At 45.2% G+C, this 16,249-nt stretch carries 10 protein-coding genes; 7 read left to right on the forward strand and 3 right to left on the reverse strand.

All coding sequences use genetic code 11. From position 1 onward, the window contains the following. Positions 1–62: 62 nt before the first annotated feature. Together rhaI and H8B19_RS06255 are read right to left on the reverse strand one after the other, a co-directional pair. A complete protein-coding gene (gene rhaI / locus H8B19_RS06250) occupies positions 63–1,355 on the reverse strand; it encodes an L-rhamnose catabolism isomerase (protein ID WP_186505947.1) in 1,293 nt (430 codons plus the stop codon). Between the two features lie 18 nt (positions 1,356–1,373). Next, entirely contained in the window at positions 1,374–3,566 is a 2,193-nt protein-coding gene (locus tag H8B19_RS06255; RefSeq protein ID WP_186505948.1) for a bifunctional rhamnulose-1-phosphate aldolase/short-chain dehydrogenase, read from the reverse strand. Positions 3,567–3,754: 188 nt separating this feature from the next. Between H8B19_RS06255 and H8B19_RS06260 the strand changes: the two genes are divergently transcribed. The 6 genes from H8B19_RS06260 to H8B19_RS06285 all read left to right on the forward strand — a co-directional run bounded on the left by H8B19_RS06260 (position 3,755) and on the right by H8B19_RS06285 (position 12,915). After that, positions 3,755–4,543, forward strand: a complete 789-nt coding sequence (locus tag H8B19_RS06260; RefSeq protein ID WP_186505949.1) for a DeoR/GlpR family DNA-binding transcription regulator — start codon at positions 3,755–3,757, stop codon at positions 4,541–4,543. Positions 4,544–4,583: 40 nt separating this feature from the next. After that, on the forward strand, positions 4,584–6,278 hold the full coding sequence (locus H8B19_RS06265; protein WP_186505950.1) for a purine-cytosine permease family protein: 1,695 nt from the start codon (positions 4,584–4,586) through the stop codon (positions 6,276–6,278). Continuing rightward, a complete protein-coding gene (locus H8B19_RS06270; RefSeq protein WP_186505951.1) occupies positions 6,271–7,659 on the forward strand; it encodes an FGGY family carbohydrate kinase in 1,389 nt (462 codons plus the stop codon). Before H8B19_RS06265 ends, H8B19_RS06270 begins: the two co-directional genes overlap by 8 nt. Before the next feature lie 85 nt (positions 7,660–7,744). Further along, positions 7,745–10,018: a glycoside hydrolase family 31 protein gene (locus H8B19_RS06275; RefSeq protein WP_186505952.1), complete on the forward strand. Its 2,274-nt coding sequence runs from the start codon at positions 7,745–7,747 to the stop codon at positions 10,016–10,018. A gap of 141 nt (positions 10,019–10,159) precedes the next feature. Further along, positions 10,160–12,001 carry a GNAT family N-acetyltransferase gene (locus H8B19_RS06280; protein ID WP_186505953.1) on the forward strand — a complete coding sequence of 614 codons (1,842 nt, stop codon included), beginning with the start codon at positions 10,160–10,162 and terminating at the stop codon, positions 11,999–12,001. After that, positions 11,998–12,915 (forward strand): histone deacetylase family protein, encoded by a 918-nt coding sequence (locus H8B19_RS06285; RefSeq protein ID WP_186505954.1) that lies wholly within the window; start codon positions 11,998–12,000, stop codon positions 12,913–12,915. The genes H8B19_RS06280 and H8B19_RS06285 overlap by 4 nt, the downstream gene beginning before the upstream one ends. Positions 12,916–12,982: 67 nt before the next feature. Here the strand turns inward: H8B19_RS06285 and H8B19_RS06290 are convergent, their stop codons facing one another. Then, complete coding sequence (locus tag H8B19_RS06290; RefSeq protein ID WP_186505955.1) at positions 12,983–14,422, reverse strand: serine hydrolase domain-containing protein; 1,440 nt, start codon at positions 14,420–14,422, stop codon at positions 12,983–12,985. Positions 14,423–14,557: 135 nt separating this feature from the next. Between H8B19_RS06290 and H8B19_RS06295 the strand changes: the two genes are divergently transcribed. After that, complete coding sequence (locus tag H8B19_RS06295; protein WP_186505956.1) at positions 14,558–16,111, forward strand: winged helix-turn-helix transcriptional regulator; 1,554 nt, start codon at positions 14,558–14,560, stop codon at positions 16,109–16,111. The last annotated feature ends 138 nt before the right edge of the window (positions 16,112–16,249 follow it).

Here is a 16,249-nt window from a genome sequence, read left to right on the forward strand (position 1 = left end):
CTCATCTTGTAAATATATAAAAAAAGCCCCGTTTACCGGGGCTTTTGGGTTATCGATACAATCTAAACAATACCTGAGCCAGAACTTTGTGATGCCGGACGTTGTTCTTTAAGGTTTTGCCTGTAATTGGCTTTGCGATAGGTTTCAATTGGATTAATTGCGCCACCCGAGCGTAAACGTGCCATCGCTAAAATAGGTGATACATCCGTATGGAATGCTGCTTTTAGGGTATTGCTTGCCATTAGTGCGTCATTGTCATCCTGATAGGCATAAAGGGCCTTACGATTAACCAGTTTAGCCTGAACAAACGAGCGCTGAACCGATTCTGCTGAATTGACCAGACTCTCAATCGGGTCGGTGACATTATGCGACTGATCAAGCATATAGGCTGGATTAAAGCTGTCTGCTTTTCGGTATTCGGCATCAACCAGTTCATTAAATATTAGGAACTGTTGATAAGGGTTTATTGAGCCACTATCCAGATCATCATCACCGTATTTGCTGTCATTAAAATGGAATCCCGCCAGTTTTTTAAACTGTATTAAGCGCGATACGATCATTTCAATGTTCACGTTCGGTGCATGGTGACCCAAATCCACCAGAGATTTGGCTTTTTCGCCCAATTCCAAGGCGCATAAAATATTGGTGCCCCAATCCTGGATCACGGTTGAATAGAACGCCGGTTCGAACATTTTGTGTTCGATAAACATTGTCCAGTCATCGGGTAATGAGTTGTATATCACTCTGGCTGAGTCCAGGTAACGCTCGAGTGCGCGGCTGAAATGCTGCTGGCCCGGGTGGTTACTACCATCGCCAACCCACACTGTAAGTGCTTTACTGCCCAGTACCCGGCCGTAAGCAATGCAATCGAGATTATGTTGTATTGCTTGTTCGCGCGTCGCTTGCTGGGTGTGAGTTAGGCTGCCGTATTTGTAACTGTGAATCTGTCCTTGCTGATCCTGAAAGGTATTGGAATTGACTGCATCAAAACCAAGGCCAAGTGAGTCTGCCTGTTGTTTGACTGCTGTCATATCATCAACAACATCCCACGGGAAATGCGGTGATACTTTCGGTGTGCATTTAACCAGACGTTGAATAACGCCACAGTCGTCTAACTTTTCAAAAATATTACGTGGCTCGGCTACACCGGGGAAACGCGCAAACCGGGTACCGCCTGTGCCGACACCCCAGGTTGGAACGGCGATTTCAAATTGTTGTGCTGCAGAAACTAAATCTTCTATATCAACATTTTGCGTGGCAAGTTTTTCGCCTAAATATTGGTACTCACGATTTAACTGCGGTTTCAGCGCCTGATTGGCGTCATCAATAAAATTAATGTCTAACAAATTCGTCACTTGGTTATCCTGTCATACTTATCGAAGGAAAGCTTCATGCAGACCACCGTCCACACTGATTATTTGCCCCGTGGTTTTGCTTAACTGACCTGAAATCAGTAAATAAGCGGCCTCGGCCTGATCTTCCGGCGTTATCGGTTGCTGAGTTAAAGTGCGTGTAGCATAAAACTCTGCCAGTTTGGTACGTAAGTCATCATCACTTTCGTCTTCTGCAAAAGAAATGGAATATTTGCTCAGTGAGGCAATCACCCTGTCTCTGGGGAACATAGTGCTGCCCTTAACCACAGTGGCAGGAGCTAAACCATTGACATTGACCAGAGGCGCCAGTTCGATTGCCAGTTCACGCATCAGATGGTTGGCTGCTGCTTTACTGGTGTCATAGGCCAGCGAGCCTTTTTTAGCCACAACACCATTGACGCTGGTTGTCAGTACTAATGCTCCGGGCAGATTTTGTTGTTTCCAGATTTTGGCTGCTTCAGTGGCGACGATATACCCGCCTTTAACATTAACCGCAAAACTGGCATCAAACATTTCATCTGCCGACATACCCTGTTGGCCGGGGGCTAAAAATACACCCGCGGTGACAATCACTTTATCAATACCACCGTATGCTAAAACAACCTGTTCAAACAGATTCTTAACATTGTTTCTGTCAGTAATATCTGCACTCAGGGCCACGGCGGGTCCACAGCCGGAAATACCACTACCGGCAACACCTATGCCTTGTCCGTAAATATTAATTAATTCATTTGCTGTTTGTTCTGCCGCTTCAATGCGTAAGTCGGCACAAATGACATGCGCACCTTCTTTTGCCACTCTGTGTGCGGTTGCTTTACCAATGCCGTCTCCTGCGCCGATTACTACGACAACGTCACGTGCCAGAGGTTTCTCCGGTGGCATACGCTGTAACTTGGCTTCTTCCAGTGCCCAGTATTCAATATCAAACGCTTCCTGTTGCGGCAGGGCGGTATATTCACTGATGGCTTCGGCACCACGCATTACTTCAATTGCACAGTTATAGAATTCAGTGGTTACCCGCGATTCACTTTTATTTTTGCCCCAGCCAATCATGCCGATGCCAGGAATCAGTACCACAGTTGGACTGGGGTCGCGCATGGGTGGTGAGTCAGGATGTTTGCACTGCTCATAGTATGCGCTGTAATCCAGCCGGTACTGCTCAAGGCCGGTTTTAAAACTGTCTATCAGTTGCTGTACTGATTGTTGTTGCGGATCCCAGTGAACTAACAAAGGTTTAATTTTGGTGCGTAAAAAATGATCCGGACAAGAGGTGCCTAATGCGGCTAATCGCTGCGCATCATGACTGTTAACAAAGCGTAATGTGGCGTCATCGCTCTGAACTGTGGCAATAAATTTATTTGCTGTGGAAATGAGTCCACGCGCTACCGGCAGAAACTCCGCTAATATGTCATTGCGCTCAGATTCGCTCAGACTTTGATAACGTGCACCACCAAAGGTGTGTTCACCTTTATCCCGTTGTTCAATATAACGTGCTGCGGTTTCTATTACCCAAAGCGAGGTTTCATAACAGTCTTTGCTGTTATCTTCCCAGTTGGTATGGCCATGCTGGCCCAGTAAGATCCCTTTAATATCCGGATTTTTTTCATAAACGTCGGAACACAATTTGGCCGCTTCCCATCCGGGACGCATCCAGGGCACATAGGCTAACTGGCCTTGCCACACTTCATGTGTCAGCCTTTCCTGATCTTTACAGGATGCAATCGCAATCACAGCGTTAGGATGCAAATGATCCACATGTTTTTTCTGGATCATCGAATGTAGTGGAGTATCGATTGATGAGGCGCGTTGATTAAGGCAGAAAACACAATGGGGAAACAAGCTAACCATAGTATCTTCACCGGCGGATTTATAGCCTTTCTCCGGCATTGTCTGGTAAAGCTCATCCAGCGCCTGCAGTTTATCTTCATATAAGGACGCAAAGTTGGCTCTGGTTGCTGTTCTTAAATCTCCGCCTGAACCTTTTACCCATAATATTTTTACTTTTTTACCTGTTAAAGGATCGGTTTCTTCCAGCTTGGCTGACGTATTACCACCACCTGTATTGGTAATTCTCTGGTCAGAACCGAGCAAATTCGAGCGATAAACAAGATTATCAACCGGATCGAGTTTGTCAGCGACTTCATCAGACCAGAGGTAATTTACGTGGCGGTAGTGGTTCTGCGGGTCCTGCATAAGATATGATTCCGATTATCAAATTCCAAAGTGCAACCAATTATAATCATCAAACAATCATTATCAATCATTAAATTGTCATTATCGAACATTTGTGCTCTAATGTTGCAAAATTTGTTAATTCTTTTGCTCATTTTGATCGCATGATTTAGTGTTTTTTAACTTAAAAATAACAAGGACTAACACTTATGCTTAAATCGCAACGTCATCATTTGATTCTGGATCTTCTGGACGAGAGGCGATCAATTACAGTTCAGGAATTAACGACTGAGCTGTCGGCTTCTGAGGCCACTATCCGTCGCGACCTATCTGAATTAGCGGATGAGGGAAAATTAAAAAAGGTACATGGTGGTGCAGAATGGCCGGAAGCGAATAAAAAACGTCGTTTGCAGCATCTGGAAGGCAGCGCTTTTCTGGTCGATAAAGAACGTAAAATCAGGGAAAAACAACTGATAGCGCGTAAAGCGGTAGAGCTGTGTGAAGAAGGTGAATCCATCATTATTAATGGTGGCAGTTCAACTTATATGATGGCCGAGTATCTGGCTAAACGCGAGCTCAACATACTGACCAACTCTTTCCCGCTGGCACTTGAGCTGCTCGAAACCAGCGACAACCGTATTACCTTGCCGGGTGGTGAGCTGTACCGCAAACAGAAATTAATTCTTAGCGCATTTGAACACGACACTATCAAGCATTACCACGGTACCAAGATGTTTATGGGTACACCCGGAGTGGGTGATTACGGGGTGATGGAATCTGATCCCTTGTTGATTAGTGCTGAACAAAAATTAATGCGTCAGGTTGACCAGTTAATTGTTTTGGCTGACTCAAGCAAACTTGGCAAACGCTCGAATTTTATCCTGTGTCCTCTGGAAGAGGTGGACATTTTAATCACTGACAGCGGGGCGGATGATAAATATCTGCGGTTATTCGCAGAGCATGGGGTTCAGACCATTATTGTGGACGCTGAACAATAACATATTGAAATAACAATAATATTGTAAGGGACAGGTTGCTATGCAAAACCAAGAGTTTGCGCGCGAGCCGGTAAGTGCTAACCGGCTGCAACCCGCGCGCTATTTTGCTGCCAGTTATGCCGGAGAACATGTTGCCGGAACCGAGTTTGTTATCGGGGCAATGTTTGTTACCTGGGGCGTGGGCACCAGTGACATTTTACTGGGGCTTTTATTAGGCAATCTGCTGGCGGTGTTGACCTGGGGATTAGTCTGTGCGCCGATTGCGGTAAATACACGTTTAACCCTGTATGCCTATCTGGAAAAAATCGCCGGGCCTGGCACCATCAAACTCTACTCTATTGTTAATGGCATTTTATTTTGTGTGCTGGCCGGAACCATGATTACGGTTTCTGCATCAGCGGTGCGCATATTATTTGATATTCCACCTCAGGTGAATTGGTATCCCTCTAATATAGGTTTTGTTGCGGTTGCCTTATTAGTTGGTGCGGTGGTGGTGTTAGTCGCTGCCAAAGGGTTTAAAAGGGTTGCGCAATTTGCAGAAGTTTGTGCACCCTGGATGATTTTAATGTTTTTTGCCGGTGCATTAGCGTTATTACCATCATTGGCCAGTATGACGCCGGGTATTAGTAGTATCAGCAATTTTAGTGATTTTAAGGTTGCCGCAGATACCTTTATTTGGGTGAGCGATGTCAACAGTGAATTAAGTTTCTGGCATGTGGCTGCGTTTGCATGGGTATGTAACTTTGCTATGCACGGTGGCTTGTCGGATATGACAGTGTTGAGATTCGCCAGAAAAGCCAGTTATGGGTATTTTTCTGCGCTTGGCATGTTTATCGGGCACTTTGCCGCCTGGATCTGTGCGGGCATTATGGGAGCCGGTGCAGGTTTATTATTACAAACGTCGGTGACGGCATTAGATGCCGGAGAGGTGGCTTATCAGGCGCTTGGTGCGGCCGGTATTATTGCGGTGATTATTGCTGGCTGGACAACATCAAACCCAACTATTTATCGCGCTGGTCTGGCATTTCAGTCGATTAATCCTAAATGGGATCGGGTTAAGGTCACCATTATAACTGGTGTAGTTACAACCGTTATCGCTTGTTTTCCTTTTGTGTTCTCAAAATTAATGGATTTTGTCAGCATTATGGGACTGATTCTGGCACCGGTTGGCGCCGTGATCGTCACTGAGCACTGGATCTTGCCAAAGTGCAATATGACGCGTTACTGGTCGTCTTATCGGAAGTTGTACACCAACTATGCCGCGATTGGTGCCTGGGGCATTGCTCTGCTGGTGGCATTACTCTGTTTTAATCTTGGTGTGCATCAGTTTTTCCTGATTATTCCCAGCTGGATTACCGCAACCTTAAGCTATTTATTACTGGCAAAAATGAGTGGAGCATCGGCGTTTTATGAGCAAGCCGGGCAGCATGAGCAAAGTGAAGCTGAACGTATCCAGTCAGAGCTGCAATATTGGTTAAAACACACTCAGCAAAAAAACAGCACTAAAGTAGCCACCGGTGGCACCTTAACTACGGTTAAATGGTTGTCTGTGTTTGCACTGCTTATCTGTGCTTTATTAGCTATTGGCTGCGCTGCTTCAATGATTAGTCTGTCGCAATTTAAACAGTATTTGATTTGGCCTACGGTTGGTTATTTTATACTGGCTATTTTGTGGGCTGTTTCTGCCAGTAAGCCAGGTGTTCAAACCGCTGAAAGTGAGTCCAGTCGTGGCTAATTGTTTTATTCTGGATATTGGTAAAACCAATATTAAAGCCTATTTACTGGATGAACAGGCACAGATTCTATGGCAGCAGAATACGCCAAACCAGAGTTATGAGGCGCAGTATCGCTATTTTGATGTTGATGCTATCTGGCAGTGGGTCATTGAGGCTCTAACCACGGCAGTGACTGTCGCGCCGTTTACAAAAATCAATGTCAGCACCCATGGTGCCTGCGCGGCATTACTGGATAAAAACGGGCAGCTGGTTTTGCCAGTGATGGATTATGAGCAGACCATTCCACAAGATGTTAATCAAGCCTATGGCAATATTCGCGATGATTTTAGTCAGACGTTTTCGCCAGATTTACCCATGGGGCTCAATTTAGGACGCCAACTTTACTGGCAAAAACACAGCCATCCGGCAGCATTCTCCCGGGTCGATTGTGTCTTGCCTTACGCCCAGTACTGGGTGTGGCGCTTAACCGGGGTTAAATGTGCGGAAATCACATCACTCGGTTGTCATACTGACTTGTGGTTGCCGCAGCAAAATAAACCCTCTTCTTTATGGAAAAAACTTTCTCTGGAACATGCCTTACCACCTATTAAGGCTGCTTATGATGTGGCGGGTAATTTACTGCCCGGGATTCGTCAGGCTGTTAAGTTAGATCAGGAGTGTCAGGTTTTTTGTGGCGTGCATGATTCAAATGCCGGATTTGCCCGTTACATCTATAGTCTTCAAAACACCAACCTAACCTTAATATCAACCGGAACCTGGGTGTTATGTATGTCGCTCAGTTTACCGCAGCACGGGTTGGATCCTGACCGTGACATGCTGGCGAATATCAGTGTTCATTCGCAGGTATTGCCCTGCGCCAAGTTTATGGGTGGGCGTGAATTTGAACGTATCTGTGCGCAAGTCGGCAGTCCATTAGAACAATCTTTCAAAGTACACGATCTGCAACAACTAATTGATCAGCAGGTTTATGCTCTGCCCAGTTTTAGTCAGTCTGGCGGTCCATTTATGGGCTTAAAAGGTCAGATAATCGGCGACGCCAATAATGGCAAAGCGCTGGCAACTTTATATCTGGCGCTGATGATTGATTATGAGCTGACTCTGCTCGGCGCGCATAATGACATTGTTCTTGGTAGTTCTGCGGTCAAAAATCCATTGCTATGTGCTTTATTAGCGCAGCTTAGACCCTCTCAAAAAGTTTTACTGTCTGGTGACCTTGCGACCACTGTTATTGGTGCCTGGAGCCTGACTCGCTGGCATCAGGATGTCCCTGAATCCTTGCAAACCTTTTCTCAGGCCAGCGCATTGTCATTAAGAGGATTAATTGCCTACCGGGATAACTGGGTTCAGCTTGCTGAAAGTCGCATAAGAGTCGCCAGTTAATCGCTAGTTTAATTTTATACGGTAACTGACAAATGCTTATTGCATAGCGGTTATCACACATAAACCAATAAAGATGGAAGTGGACATGAAAGTAAAACAATATCTGTGCCGGTTGGTGGCGGTGGGGGTCAGTTTATTGCCCATAAGTGTTATGGCTGAACAGGTGAGTTTGCAACTGGCTGAGCAAACACTGCAGGTTGATACTGATCACGGGTTAAAGATTACGCTGTCACATGCCAGTCAGGTCAAAATGGCACTGGAAGATGTTCAGTTTAACTATCAAAGTGCGTTGAACTGGAAAATTAAACGTCAGGCTAAAAATGAGATTGTTTTGCAAGCGAGCTTTAAGCCGGGGGTTGAATTTTATCGCACTGTTAACGACAACCAACCACGTCAGGCCATACTGACCATCAGTAAAGTTGATGGCGGTTTCCGTTTTTATTCAGCGCCGGACTGGGGTCGTCAGGTAAAACTAAAACTAAAAGACTTAGGTTCGCATATTTTTGGTCTGACCGAGGGCTTACAGCCGGATAACCGTTTGTCGCCGGATTTGCGCAATGCCACTGTGCATGTGGATGTGAACGCAGAAGAAGCCTCGATTCATGAAAATTATGCATCGGCACATTCTGCCTTTTTTATGAGCAGTCTGGGGTATGGCGCTTTCTTTGATACCTTTGCGCGCGGCACCTATGATATTGCAATCAATGGTTATCACACCATTCAGCATGACAGTAAAACCCTCGACTGGTACGTGTTTCCGGGAAAAAACGGCGCGCAAATTCATAAAGCCTACTTTGCGCTAATCGGTGCGCCCAAAGCGGTTCCTGCCTGGGGACTTGGTCCTGTTGGCTGGCGAGACCAGAATGACGGTGGTGCGGCAGAAATGCTTGATGACATCGCCAAAATGAGCGAGCGCCAGATGCCTTTTACCGCCTGGTTTGTTGACAGACCTTACAGTGATGGCACCCATGGCTGGTCACAAATGAACTTCTCACCGCTGTTTGCTGATCCTGCAAAATGGATTAATACCATGCGTGAGCAATATGGTCTGGAATTTATGACCTGGACCACACCTGCCTTTTTTGGTGCCACGCCATTTGCTAAACATCTGGACGGCGACTTTAGTTATATCGATGTGTCTGATGCACAGTCACAACAAGCTTTTAAACAAGCTCTGGTTGATAAACAACTGCAGTTTGGGGTTAAGGGCCACAAAATCGATCGTGCGGATGAAGCTTTTCCGGTGTCAGAAAAATGGGCCGACGAGTCAGTATTGCCGGCTTATCGCCGTAATTTATATACCTACCTGATGACAAAAATGCATGATGAAGCTTTACGCAGCGTATGGGGTGATGATCAAATTACCTTCACCCGTTCTGCTATTCATCGAAGCCAGCCATATTTGAGTGCTATCTGGGCGGGCGATCCGCGTACTAGCTGGGATGGATTACAGGCCAACTTTGCCAATGCGGCACGCAGCAGTTTTATGGGTTTCCCGGTATGGGGAACGGATGTTGGCGGTTATCAGGGCGAAGGTTATATCCCGCAAGATCTCTATTTACGCTGGATGCAAGCTGGCAGCATGACCGGATTATTTGAAATAAAACTCGATGGGGCTGGTGGTGATGGTCGTGACCGTATGCCATGGCAATACGATGACAATTTCCAGAAACAGTTTAAGCATATTCTGGATGATCGTATGGCGCTGGTACCCTATTTATATTCGCTGGTGCATACCAGTGCTCAAACCGGCACTGTGATGCAGCCGCTGGCTTACCGTCATCTGGATGATAAAAATACCTATCAGATCTGGGATGAGTTTTATGTTGGGGACGCGATTTTAGTGGCGCCGGTGTTTACCCCTGAAAACCAGCGTAGTGTGTATTTGCCCGAGGGAAACTGGCGTGACTTTGATGATCCTGCTGTTCGTTACCAGGGTGGTAAACGCTACGACTTAAAGGTTCCTCTGGTTAAGTTACCGCGTTTTGTGAAAGCCAATAGTCTGTTTGTCAGCGGTAATCTGTATCACGGCAGTGATAAAATCTGGCGTGCCGATGAACAACCAACATTAACCATTCACGCTTTTCCTGCTGTGAAACAAGGCGAAACTCAGTTTCAGTATGTGGATTTAATCGATAATAAACACAAAACCATTAGCCTGAAACGCGATGCAAAACAACTGGTGGTTAACAGTCCTGCGGTGGATTACGCCAGAGTATTTGAAGTTGTCACGGACACGGCACCCAAAACCGTTGTTTTAAATGGCAAGGTCGTTGATTTCAGTTTCAAGCAGCAACAAAACCTGTTGCTTGTAACATCGGATAGTCAGGACGATCTGAGGTTGCAGGTTACCTTCTAAAATCTAATGCAGTGCCAGCCAAACCATTTACAGGCTGGTGCTGCATGCCTTTCGTGTTTTTCTGATCTCAATCAAGTTGCCTTGGCATGCCGACTGGCATAGTCTGATCACCAATGGATTTGTTCAATAAAAGGTGAGCTTGTGTATACCGCCCTGCCAAACCGCCCCGACTGGGCATCAATGCTGAAATCCGGCAACCGCATCTTTTTAGGCTCTAATGCTGCGGTGCCCAATGGATTAATTGATGATCTGATTAAGCACAGTAAAGACTTGCATGATATTGAAGTGGTGCACATTAATACCGTATCAGACAGTCGCTGGGTGGAACCGCAATACAGTGACCTATTTAAGGTAAATACCTTTTTTATCAATGGCGACAAAATGCGTCAGGCGGTGGCGCAAGGCCGGGCTGATTATACGCCCTGTTTTTTATCTGAGGTGCCGTCGTTATTTGAACAGGATGTGATGCCCATCGATGTAGCGCTGGTGATGGTAGGACCGCCCGATGAATATGGTTATTGCTCGCTAGGCGTTGCGGTGGATGTGGTCTTTGCTGCCATTCGTAAAGCCAGATATGTGGTGGCGCAGATTAATCCTAATATGCCACGCACCAGTGGTCATTCCTTTGTGCATGTCAGTGATTTTCACGCCTGTATTGAGCAGCCACAAACCTTACCGGAAATACCCAGCTTTGAGCTGGATAAAAAAACCGAACGTATTGGCCAGTATGTTTCTATGTTGGTGGAAGATGGCAGTACTATCCAACTTGGTATAGGCAAAATACCTAATGCAGTGCTGCGTTATTTGCAAAATCACAAAGATTTAGGTGTGCACAGCGAATTAATTACCGATGGCATTATTGAGCTGATTTCCAAAGGCGTCATCAATAATCGCAGCAAAACCTTTCATCCCGGTAAAGTGGTCACCAGTTTTTGTCTTGGTAGCCAGGCCTTATACGACTTTGTGCATAATAATCCGCATGTGGAATTTTATCCGGTGGATTATGTTAACTCGCCGGCAAACATTGCACGTAACCACAATATGGTGGCGATCAACAGCGCGTTGGAAGTGGATTTAACCGGACAGGTGGTGTCCGACTCGCTCGGTTACCAGTTTTACAGTGGCATTGGTGGGCAGGTTGATTTTATTCGTGGCGCGGCGATGTCCAAAGGTGGTAAACCGATTATCGCTATGCCTTCAACCGCACAAAACGGCACGGTATCGCGCATTGTGCCCACTATTACCGAAGGCAGTGGAGTGGTCACCTCGCGTGGTCACGTACATTATGTGGTGACTGAATTTGGTGTCGCTTCGTTAAAAGGCCGCAGTATTCGTGAACGCGCACTGGAGCTCATTCGCATCGCGCACCCCGATTTCCGGCCGCAGCTATTAGAAGCGGTGCGTAACCATTACTGGGTGCCTAACTATCAAAAAAACTTTCCACGTGAAGTGCCGGAATTAGGTTCTATTAATGTTAAACCGCTGCGCATAGACGGCGAAGAATACGATTTGCGTCCGCTCAATCCGGCTGATGAGCGACGCTTGCAGGAATTCTTTTATTCACATACCAAAGAAACCCTGTTTTATCGTTACAACCATTACCCGACGCAAATGACACGTGAAAAATCCTGTGAACTAGTGAGCGTGGATCAAAGCCGCGATCTGGCTTTGTGTATCGTTAAACAAAAAGGCTCGGTATCACAAATTAAAGCGGTAGGGCGTTATTACCTCAATACCGATGAAAAAAGCTGTGAAGTGGCGTTTGTCACCCGCGAGCAATTTCATGGTAAAGGCATGGCATCGCAGTTGCTGCGTGAGATTATTCATATCGCCAAACAGCGTGGGCTGGAGCGCATGTATGCCTGTGTGCGGCAGGATAATAAAAGCATGTTAAAGGTGTTTGAAAATGCCGGTTTTGTTCGCCAGCCGATTGACGAACCGGGTGAACTAACACTCATTTTGAATTTGGAGGAAAAATCATGAGTCTGGTGTTTATCAGCCACCCCAATTGCGCCTTGCACGATGTGGGTAATGAACATCCTGAATCGCCGGAGCGGCTGGATGCAATCAACGACAGGCTGATTACCTCGGGGCTGGATTTTTCACTGCAAAAACTCACTGCAGAGCCGGCACAAAAGGAACATTTATATCGCGTGCACAGCAAAGACTACGTGGATGAGATTTTCGATAAAACCCCGGAACACGGCATGATCCATCTGGACGACGATACCCAGATGATGCCACGAAGCCTGGATGCAGCGCTGTATGCTGCCGGTGCCAATATTATGGCCGTGGATAAAGTGATGAGCGGTGAGGCCAAACAAGCCTTTTGTGCGGTGCGCCCGCCCGGGCATCATGCCGAGCGCGATAAAGCTATGGGCTTTTGTATTTTTAATAATGTGGCGGTAGCGGCAGCACATGCGATGGCGCAATACGGATTAAAAAGGGTGGCGATTATCGATTTTGATGTGCACCACGGTAATGGTACTGAAAACATCTTTTTTAATGATGAGCGGGTGTTGTTTTGTTCATCCTATCAATACCCGTTTTACCCCTTTGAAGTCGGGGCGGGCAATGCCCATATTCTGAATTTACCCCTGCCGGCTGGCACCGATGGCGACGGCTGGCAGCAGGCGGTAACCGATAGCTGGCTGGAAAAAATCGACAATTTTGCGCCTGAGCTGATTTTATTTTCAGCCGGTTTTGATGCGCATTATGAAGATGATATGGCGCATTTCAAACTGGTGGAAACCGATTATCACTGGATAACTACTGAAATGAAAAGAATCGCTGATAAACACTGCTATGGTCGCATGATATCGACTTTAGAAGGGGGTTACAGCTTAAGTGCGCTGGGGCGCAGCGTGGCAGTGCATATTAAGGCGATGATGGATTAGCACCCGTTATGGCCATATTTAAAGTGTCGTCCATGACACTCATTCATAGTGTGCGTGGATTTGTAGCTTACTTCACAACCTCTTTTAGCCTGGCGATTTTATCTGTATAGCGGTGTTTATTGGACGTCAGGCTATGCGCTTTAATCAAATTGTTAAGCGCGAGTCGATTGTCACCATTGGCAAGATAGGCATCCGCTAAACTGTCGTAAACATTTTCGCTATCTGGATGGTCTTGTGTATTTAATTTAAAAAAGGCGATTGCCGCCTGATTGGCATCGATTGCCAGTAATTGATAACCGAAGCGATTTAACCCAGATTCACTAAAAGCGTTATTTAACTGCTGCTGTTGTTTGTACCAGGCAAGCGCATTATCAATCCCTTTTTCATCAATTGTTTTATACAGGCGCTGGGTAAATCTGAGTTTTGGTTGTTGAGCGGGTTTGTTATTCATCAGCCTGATAATGTTATTACTCATGGCTGTCATCGGGCCGGGGCCGGTATTGTTTAAAAGCACGATAAGTAAATTGTCTTCAGGAATGCGGGTAATACTGGCATTAAACCCTTGAATACCGCCCGTATGGTGTAATTTTGTCAGGGCTTTACCAAACTCACTTGCCTTAAGTTTATCAACCTCCCAACCGGCGGCGTAGTTTTTGTGGGGGGTAACCTGATACAGCACCTCACTAAATGGTTTAGATAACAGCGTATGATGAGTAAGTGCCTGCTCCCAAAGGAGCAAATCTTGTGCTGTCGAATAAATACTGCCCGCAGAATAGGGAACCGACATATCAATATATGCAGCAGGTTTAACGCCATTTAACGTGCGTTGGTAACCATATACCCGCTTGTTAACCAGCTTGGTTTGATCATTAAATCCACTATGATGCATGCCTGCCGGAGTGAATATTTGCGCACTTAGTGCTTGTTCGTAAGATAACTTAGTCACATGTTCGATAATGCTACCCAAAATCGTGTATCCAGCATTGCTGTAGTTAAACTGTGTTCCTGGTTTGAACAACAAATCTTCGCTACAAAACTTTGCGATAAATTCATCCGGAGAATAGGGATTGTATGTTTCGACCTGACGATAATCCTTAAGATGGAAAAAGTTACCTAAGCCGGAAGTATGATTGAGCAGTTGGCGAATGGTTATTTGAGTGCCTGTGTCATGGCGGTAATTTGGGAGATAATCACTTATTTTGCCATCCAGTTTAATTTTCCCTTTTTCAACCAGTTGCATTATCAGCATGGCGGTAAATTGCTTAGTTAGTGATGCGATTCTGAATACGCCGTCTGGCTGATGATCAATGTGCCATTCAAAATTGGCTTGGCCATACCCCTTATTCAGAATGATCTGGCCGTTTTGCGCAACCAATGCGACGCCATTAAATTGCTGTAACTGATGATACTGGTTTAACAGAAGATCAATTTTTTGAGATTTATTCACCTCTTGTGCTGTTAGCGAGCAAGACACAATCAGTAAAAATAAGGTGGAGAGTAAACGCATAATATTCCTTGAAGTTTCAAAACTGTATTCAAGCTAACCTGCGCTCGACAAAAAACTAAGTGACGTACAGTGACTTTTAGTGACAGTGAAAAATTATCTAATTAATATAAAGACTTATGTGAATGTAGGATTGTTATGGCGTGTTATAAAATTGGTGATTTTTTGCTGCTTGATTCAACTCGGCGCAAGTTATTTAGACAAAATACAGAACTTGAGCTGCCCGAATTATCCTTTCGATTTTTAGTTTGTTTAGCCGAAAATGCCCCTAATGTTGTTGCGCATAACGTATTACTTGAACAAGTTTGGCAAGGTAAAGTTGTATCAGAAGATACCATCAAAAAGCGTGTTTCCCGACTTAGGGATGTTATTCAGGGGGCTGACAACCAGGCCCTGATTATTGCGGAACGAGGGCTCGGTTACCGGTTAAATAGCAGTGTTGTCGAAACGACAACACCCATTGTCCCTCTTAAAAATATCACAGGTTTTAATAGTCGAATTGCATACGCTATTTTGGCATTGAGCATATGTTCACTGCTGGCATGGCTTGTATTCAAACAAGATAAACCTGACATCCAACAAGCAAACAAACATTATTCTGCACATCATCAAACACCAGAACAAATTGCCGATGCAGTAAGCCAATATTTGGATGTGACTGACCAAAGCCAATTAGTTAATGCCAGTGACGAATTAAACAAGCTACTTGCATTATATCCAACTAATATTGCTCTGCTTTGTGTGTTAAGTCAGACCTACCAAACCCAATATCAGCTGTTTAATGCCGACCGTTTTAAATTAGAGCAAGCAGTAAACCTGGCAAAAAAAGCGATAAAGGAAAAACCTGCTGAAGCCTGGGGTTACCTGACACTTGCCAATGCACAAATACTATCCGGGCAAGCTAAAGTCGCCGTTGATAATGCGCAGCGCAGCATTGAATTAGCACCAGACTGGGTGAATGGATATGTCTCACAGGCCAGAGCCTATCGTTTGCTTGGGCAAACCGAAAAGGCCTGGCAAAGCATTAGTTATGTGTACGATATGCAACCCGATAATTTTTCGCTGAAGTTAGAACGAGCAAGAGTGTTAACCGCTAAAAATATGTTTAGTTGGGCCGCACAAAGCTTGCAAGAATTAAATGACGAACAAGCAGACCAGCCTTATGTGCAACTGGCTAGGGCGGAACTGCTTGTTGCAACAAAAGATTATGCCAATACACGTCCAATACTAGATAAGTTAAATGCCGATTATCCACACGCATTTCAGGTGAGTTTTTTAAACGCATTGTTGTTTGATATACAAGGACAACAACAGCAGGCTATCAGCCATTTTGCTGATCTAACAAAAGCACCAAACCCTTATAGCACAATGGCGAAACTGTTTTTAATACTGAATGGTGCTGAATATGAATTGCCGGATGTGCAAAACACAGGTGAATGGTCAATTAACCATGTTGAACAGGCACTATTCCAGCTTGCATCAGGTGATAACCAAGGTTTTTTGTCACAATTACAATCCGCGATTCAGCATGGTTTTAGCACTGAGTATTTGCTACAAGCAAAAAGTATCCAGCACATGTTGGAGGGCGCAAGCTCCAGCAATATCCAGCAAAGGTTTCAGCAAATTCAGCTTGAATTACACAATATAAACCAGCGTAAAAGGGTAAAACGACTGCCTCTTTTAACGAGATAATAAGTGTGTTTAATCGTAGTGAAGACGTTTGGGCTGTATTTTTTAGCGCGAGTTGCCATCTAATTGAATATCTCGTCTAAGCCCCCATATAGCAAGAATCAAATAACAATTTGGGTTTGTTATTTCACTTAACAAAGC

The sequence above is a fragment of the Neptunicella marina genome, from assembly GCF_014270035.1.
GTDB classification, from domain to species: domain Bacteria; phylum Pseudomonadota; class Gammaproteobacteria; order Enterobacterales; family Alteromonadaceae; genus Neptunicella; species Neptunicella marina.